The 6,592-nt window shown below is 41.4% G+C and carries 7 protein-coding genes; 3 read left to right on the top strand and 4 right to left on the bottom strand.

Annotation, left to right across the window (positions count from 1 at the left end):
- From WKT03_RS11945 to epsC, 3 genes are all read left to right on the top strand, one after another.
- On the top strand, positions 1 to 1,073 hold a 1,073-nt coding region (locus WKT03_RS11945; RefSeq protein ID WP_340392239.1), incomplete at its 5' end, for a Cna B-type domain-containing protein.
- 261 nt (positions 1,074 to 1,334) lie between these two features.
- Complete coding sequence (locus tag WKT03_RS11940; protein WP_340392237.1) at positions 1,335 to 2,960, top strand: response regulator; 1,626 nt, start codon at positions 1,335 to 1,337, stop codon at positions 2,958 to 2,960.
- A gap of 183 nt (positions 2,961 to 3,143) precedes the next feature.
- On the top strand, positions 3,144 to 4,046 hold the full coding sequence (gene epsC / locus WKT03_RS11935) for a serine O-acetyltransferase EpsC (RefSeq protein ID WP_021943530.1): 903 nt from the start codon (positions 3,144 to 3,146) through the stop codon (positions 4,044 to 4,046).
- A gap of 452 nt (positions 4,047 to 4,498) precedes the next feature.
- Here epsC and WKT03_RS11930 read toward each other — a convergent pair whose 3' ends face one another.
- The 4 genes from WKT03_RS11930 to spoVT form a co-directional block, all read right to left on the bottom strand.
- Positions 4,499 to 4,738, bottom strand: a complete 240-nt coding sequence (locus WKT03_RS11930) for an RNA-binding S4 domain-containing protein (RefSeq protein WP_117785864.1) — start codon at positions 4,736 to 4,738, stop codon at positions 4,499 to 4,501.
- Positions 4,739 to 4,807: 69 nt separating this feature from the next.
- Positions 4,808 to 5,266: a ferritin-like domain-containing protein gene (locus WKT03_RS11925; protein WP_021943529.1), complete on the bottom strand. Its 459-nt coding sequence runs from the start codon at positions 5,264 to 5,266 to the stop codon at positions 4,808 to 4,810.
- Between the two features lie 257 nt (positions 5,267 to 5,523).
- Positions 5,524 to 5,796: an HU family DNA-binding protein gene (locus WKT03_RS11920; RefSeq protein ID WP_008402552.1), complete on the bottom strand. Its 273-nt coding sequence runs from the start codon at positions 5,794 to 5,796 to the stop codon at positions 5,524 to 5,526.
- A gap of 187 nt (positions 5,797 to 5,983) precedes the next feature.
- Entirely contained in the window at positions 5,984 to 6,529 is a 546-nt protein-coding gene (spoVT, locus tag WKT03_RS11915) for a stage V sporulation protein T (protein ID WP_021943528.1), read from the bottom strand.
- Positions 6,530 to 6,592: the final 63 nt, after the last annotated feature.

Below are 6,592 nucleotides of genomic sequence, written 5' to 3'. Positions count from 1 at the left end.
TAGGCACATATAATGTAAGCGAAGAGCAAACCGGAACAGCAATTACGAACTATGATCTGGTAGTTAGTGGTGAGGGTGATGTAAATGTAACAAAGGATACAGTTGTCAATGCAACCGTAACAAATACATATACATATCTGACTACATCCGTAACTGTTAAGAAAGCATGGAACGATAATAACAACAAGGCCAATAAGAGACCTGGATTTGTAACGGTACAGCTTTATGCCGGAACAACTATATCAGGAATTCCGGTACAGCTTGATGAAAGCAATGGTTGGACAAAGACTTGGGATAATCTTCCGAAATATGATGCAAACGGATTAATCCAGTATACGGTCAAGGAAGTAAATGTACCTAAGGAATATACCGACAGCATAACAACAGATCCTGCAACAGGTGAGATTACAATTACAAATACAAGAACCAGCACAAAGGGTAAACTTGTATTAACAAAGACCGTTGTTGGTGATGTCGATAAGGCAGAAGCTGAAAATGTGATCAAGTTCAAGATTACAGACGAAGCAGGTAATTCCGAGACATATGCACTGACCGATTTCCAGTATGATGTATCGACAAAGAAATATACATTAGAACTGAATAAACCGGCTGGAACTTATACCATTGAAGAAATACAGTATGATATTGATGGATATGAAACAAGCAGCATCAAATACGTAGTAGGAACAGGCCTTCAAAAGGATGGTAAGTCAGCAGAAGCAACAGTAGTTGTAGATGAAACAGTAAATGTTGCATTTGTCGATACATATGATAAGACAACTACAACAGAGATTACGACAGAAGTTACAACTACAACGGAAGATACCACAGAGGTTACAACCACAACGGAAGATACCACAGAGGTCACAACTGAAACAGAAGATACAACTGAGACAGAAGACACTACGGAGATCACGACAACGGAAGACAAACCTTCCACTCCACCGGATACACCAAAAACCGGCGATGATGCTCCGCTTATGCCACTTGTAATCCTGTTTATGCTCAGTGCAGCAGGAGTTGTAACAGTGATTGTTGTAAAAAAGAAAAAAGATCGTGCAGATCGTAAATAAAACGAATCTATAAAAACAAAAAGTAAAGGTCAGGCACTCTGGTATGCAGAAATGCATATCAGGGTGCTTTTCTCTGCTGTTTATGTCGAAATATAGTGAATGAATTCTAACTGAAAAAAGAAATAGTTGCACAATGTCGAAATATCGGTTATAGTAATTGCAATGCTAGAGAGATCTTGATGGAAGAAAATCAGATAAGGTCTTTCGAAAAACGGAAAAAAGAAAAAGGGGGGACGGTCTCGAAGGTGAGACTATAAACGTATGAGTAAGATAACATATGTCAGAACGCAACGGGATAAAAAAGTTGCATTTCTATTATTTCTATTTAGTGCTATTCTGATAGCACTTATTATCTGGGGTGGGAATGTATTTTCCAAATTTGAACAATATGTTGATATATCCAGTAAGAATACGATCGCAGCAATGATGGAACAGGTAGAACATTCCTATCAAATGCAGATCAATTCAATGTATGAAGAAACAGAACGTCTTGAGAACTATCTGTTTGATGACAAAACAAGGTCTGTTGTACTGGCAGATTATGAAGATTATTTTATAGCTATGGAGAATGATTCTGTACGGGATATCGTATTCGTTGATCATACCGGAAAATATATCTGTGATGATGGCAAAACAGGAACATTGGATTTGGGTGATACAAAGGGCACTCTGTTTGATGTTGGCGGTCAGTCTGTCCAATATTGTACCTGGAGAAACGGAGAAGAAATATTAGTTGTAGCAAAAAAATATGATGCATTCTATGTAAATGGAAATGAATATGAAGTCATAGCATTTATTTACAATACAGATAGGGTAAATGATCTGTTTGTTGATTCTGCATATGGGGGACAGGCAAAACTCTATGTGACAAATGTAGACAGCATGGTTACATATGCAGATTTGGATAATAATGAGGGCGTTGTGCGCAATTATAATATCCTTGATCACTATCTGGACGAGTCTGTGATCGAAGAAGAGCAGTATGCACAGATCACAGAGGATTTCAGTGAAGGCAGACAGAATTGTGTAACCTTGTATGAAGGGAAAAATGCTGAATATTTCTATTACCAGCCATTAGAGGGAACGGAGTTCTTTCTCGTATTTCAGGCGCCATGTGCAGTGGTACAGAGTGTATTGACGGATTATCAGAAGAAGGTGTCAGGCTCATGGATGGTAACGGTTGTGATCATAGCATGTATCATGTTAGTGTTGGCAGTAGGAACCGTCGGAGCGATCCATATGAGAACCTGGTATGAATATGAGCGTCAGACGGCTGATATGCACCGGGAAAACAATGTACAATTGCGGCGTATGAATGCCGTGATGGAGGAAACCGTCCGGGAGTACCGGTTAGCACAGGAAGGGGCTTTGAAAGAAGAAACCGAAGAGGAAGCGGCTGAAAGAGAGGCAGAGGAAGAACGGGAAAAAGAAAGACAGATCCGTGAAGCACTTCCAAGGGTCGCATTCGTAGGCGAACGTTTCCTGCTGGTCGACGATAATGATATGGAAGGACTGCTTTTGCAGGAGGCATTGACCAAAAGAGGAGCGGAATGTACCGTAGCAAAGAGCGGAGAGCAGGCATTGAAGATGTTTAAACGCTCAAAGCATGAAAAGTTCCAGTATATATTGATGGACGCTGATATGCCGGATATGGATGGCTATCAGGCAGCCAGAAGAATCCGGCTGATGGATCATCCTCAGGCAAAAACGATACCGATTCTGGCAATGACTTATCACGCAACACCAGAGGCTATGCGGATGGCAGCTATAACAGGTATGTCCGGTCAGGTTGAGAAGCCGGTTAAAATGCAGACGCTTGCTCTGATCATAACCAAACTGAAGAGTAAGAACAGAATCCATCCGGGATATGATTATGACAGGAAATAGCAAGGAGCTGAAAAACATTATTTGTATTTTCCATCGAAGTGAACTGAAAAAACTATTATTTACATTTTTTATTGAGATGTTATACTAATGCTATATGCAGTTAGAGATGAATAATGTTTTACAGGACATATGATATCGTGTTGCATATATTGATATTAGGAAATGAAATGGAGTAAGACTGGAATGGAATTTGAAAATGATGTAAAAGCAGTCGTTGCAGAAATGGCTGAGGCGTTAAATAAGAATTATTCGGATCAGAAATTATTTGATCTGTCACTCGGAGAACGACTTCCACAGAAGGATGAGATCATTGATTTTGTGGATGAATTACGGAAAGTAACATTTCCGGGTTTCTTCGGGAGAGAGAATATGGCATATGCCAATAAGGAGTATTTTGCAGGACATAAGCTGTCATTGATATATGATAAATTATTCCGTCAGATCAAGGTGGCATTGAGCTATAAAAATGATGCTAAGAGCTATCAGGAGATCACAGAGGAAGCGCAGGAGAAAGCTCTGGGCTTTATCCGTTGCATACCGGAGGTTCAGGCACTTCTTTGCAAAGACGTAGAAGCAGAATATAACGGAGATCCGGCTGCAAACAGCCGTGAAGAGATCATCTTCTCCTATCCGGGGTTATTTGCGATATTTGTATACCGATACGCACATGTGCTCTATCAGATGAAGGTACCGTTTATTCCAAGGATCATGACAGAATATGCACATGGTGAGACGGGAATCGATATCAATCCGGGTGCCAATATTGGTGAATATTTCTTTATTGACCACGGAACCGGAATCGTTATCGGCGAAACGACCGATATTGGAAATAATGTAAAAATCTATCAGGGTGTTACCCTTGGTGCGCTGTCGACCAGAAAGGGCCAGCAGTTGTCCGGTGTCAAACGTCACCCAACCATAGAAGACAATGTAGTTATCTATGCGAATACAACCATTCTTGGTGGCGAGACCATTATTGGTGCAAATTCCGTAGTGGCGGGAAATACCTTCGTGACGAAGTCCATCCCTGCCAACACCAAGGTTGCCTCCACTATGCCGGAACTCGAAATCAAGACCTCAAACTAGGCGGACAAAACAGGTGGATTATCTCTAATAGCCTGACCATAATTGACTCGCTGCGATTTCTATTCGCTGCACATGCCTGATTCGTAAATACTCCTGTGCCAACTCGTCCTTCGGACTCAAACAGGCACCCGTATTTACTGGCACTGTGCATCTCATTACGAAATTCTCGCTAATGTCAATGTATAGTCAGGCTATTGTAGATAGTCCACCTGTTTTTGTCTTGCATACAGATATAAAGTCTGCGTATCTGGCTGCTATATAATAAACAATGACATTCATGTAGTTTCGTGATGAGATACACTCTAGCTGTCAGCACCAAGCCCATGTCTGAACCCGTAAGGGTGAGTTTGGGCGACTGCTGACAAATGGACGAGTGTATCGAGTAGAAACGAAATGAGTCATGTGTTTATATAGCAACCGGGTATGCAGACTTTATATCGTCATGAAAGACATTACAAATAGCGGAACATTTCTTTGGCATCCTCTTTTTTAGTGGAGTCGGCAATCATCGTTACCTCGACTTTGACGGTTTTGTTACCGAAGCTAATCTCGATAACGTCGCCGACCTTCACATCAGTGGATGCCTTGGCAACCTTGTCGTTTATCATAACACGTCCGGCGTCGCAGGCTTCATTTGCGATGGTTCTTCTTTTGATCAGTCGTGAAACCTTTAAATATTTGTCTAATCTCATTTGTATATCTCCTTTTGTATTTTAAATGATGGTGTTCTATATAGTCGTAAAAGTATTTTGTTGGAGGGCTTATGCCATTCCATTTACTGTTTTGTATTTGAAGAGCATTTCGGCATGATTCTGTTCTTCAACCTGGATGTCAGCTAGAAGCTTGCGAATCGTACTGTCGCCAAATATGAATACATCGCTGTTATATTCAGAGGATGCGAGCTTTTCGCTGGTGATACAGTCTGTTGCAAGAAAGGCATCATCCTTCTTATCCTGAGACTGTCCAAGCTGGCTGTAGGTAGCTTTTGGGTCGTAGTCTCTGCCATCACTGTCATTGCAGTTACAGCTTGGTACGGTTCCGGTCAGAACCTGCTCCAGACTGTCATAGTGCTTCTGTTCATTTCCCTTCAGCGTGGTAAATAATTCCTGTAACACAGGATCCTTTGCCTGGGCTGCATATTTGTCGTATTTGTCAATGCAGGCCTGTTCCAGTGTCTGAAGATCCTTGATCGCCTGTTTTTCCTTTTCTTTTAAGACCATAGTTATTGCCTCCTGCTTATTTAATGAATTGATACATATAACAGGTATGCAGGAACAACCGGCAGTACGCTGTTTTTGCATCTACCAGAAGTATTGCCAGAAGACAGTTGGGTTATTCCGCAAATAATCATATCATGCAAGACCGCGGTCAGATTATTCCGGAAAACAGACGGACTATTCCAGAAAATAGAAAAGCAAAAGGGATGCTGATTTATACGATGCAGCATCCCTTAAGTACTTGATTCGTTCTATAAAAACTAGTTAAGTGAATCCTTTAAAGCCTTACCAGCTTTGAATTTTGGAGACTTAGAAGCAGCGATTGTCATTGTTTCGCCTGTTCTTGGGTTTCTACCTTCTCTTGCTTCTCTTTCAGCAACTTCGAATGTACCGAAACCAACTAACTGAACCTTCTCACCCTTCTTTAATTCTTCAGCTACAACGTCTGTAAAAGCCTTTAAAGCCTTCTCAGCATCTTTCTTTGATAATTCTGTCTTTTCTGCCATAGCAGCAACTAATTCAGTCTTGTTCATCGAAAAAATCCTCCTAAAATACTCATAATATATTATCCTGGTGAGCTAAACCGGATAACTCCTGGCGTAGATCACGCCCCAACATGTATATTTATACCTAAAATGCCAGTATTTGTCAAGGTTAGAACGCCATTTTGCCTTGAAAAACCTTGATTTTTCGCCATTTCTCAAGGCAAATGACATAGAATTAGTTCTCCATCTGTTTTCCGAGAAAATTAGCAGCAATGATCGCGGTTTTCTGTTCAGTTTCCCCGAAACGCATTTTGTCATCTTTGCTCAATACAATGACCGCTCCGATCGCGTCACCTTCACAGATGATCGTCTGGATCACCTGTCCGGCATAGTCAGTGTCATCGGAAGTGATGTTGACATATTTTGTATCACCGCGGCGGGCAATTACAGCTTCCCGGTCATTGATGACATCCTCCAGATCCTTGTGGATGGATTTGCCGACCAACTCTTTCTTTGGCATGCCGGCTACTGCAATGATCTGATCGCGGTCAGTGACGCATACCGGACAGCCGAGGATCTGTGAAATGGAATCTACATATTGCTGTGCAAAGGTTCCGAGCTCGCCGAGCGGGGAATATTTTTTTATGATAACTTCGCCGTCTTTTCCGGTAAAGATCTCAAGGGGATCACCTTCCCGGATCCGAAGCACACGCCGGATCTCTTTCGGAACAACGATCCTGCCCAGATCGTCGATACGTCTGACAATTCCTGTGGGTCTCATACTTAATTTTCCTCCAATACCCATATTTTGTAAGAATGATTTTTTGTTGTAATAAAAATACAT

Origin of the sequence: Coprococcus sp. HCN-4056 (assembly GCF_037892645.1) — a bacterium.
GTDB lineage: Bacteria > Bacillota > Clostridia > Lachnospirales > Lachnospiraceae > Coprococcus > Coprococcus ammoniilyticus.
This window is presented reverse-complemented; position numbering and strand designations above follow the sequence as displayed.

What these genes read in the sequence shown, in the direction of transcription:
- epsC (WP_021943530.1), top strand. Translation starts at nt 3,144, where the DNA reads ATGGAATTTGAAAATGATGTAAAAGCAGTCGTTGCAGAAATGGCTGAG.
- WKT03_RS11930 (WP_117785864.1), bottom strand. Translation starts at nt 4,738, where the DNA reads ATGAGATTAGACAAATATTTAAAGGTTTCACGACTGATCAAAAGAAGA.
- WKT03_RS11940 (WP_340392237.1), top strand. Translation starts at nt 1,335, where the DNA reads ATGAGTAAGATAACATATGTCAGAACGCAACGGGATAAAAAAGTTGCA.
- WKT03_RS11920 (WP_008402552.1), bottom strand. Translation starts at nt 5,796, where the DNA reads ATGAACAAGACTGAATTAGTTGCTGCTATGGCAGAAAAGACAGAATTA.
- WKT03_RS11925 (WP_021943529.1), bottom strand. Translation starts at nt 5,266, where the DNA reads ATGGTCTTAAAAGAAAAGGAAAAACAGGCGATCAAGGATCTTCAGACA.
- spoVT (WP_021943528.1), bottom strand. Translation starts at nt 6,529, where the DNA reads ATGAGACCCACAGGAATTGTCAGACGTATCGACGATCTGGGCAGGATC.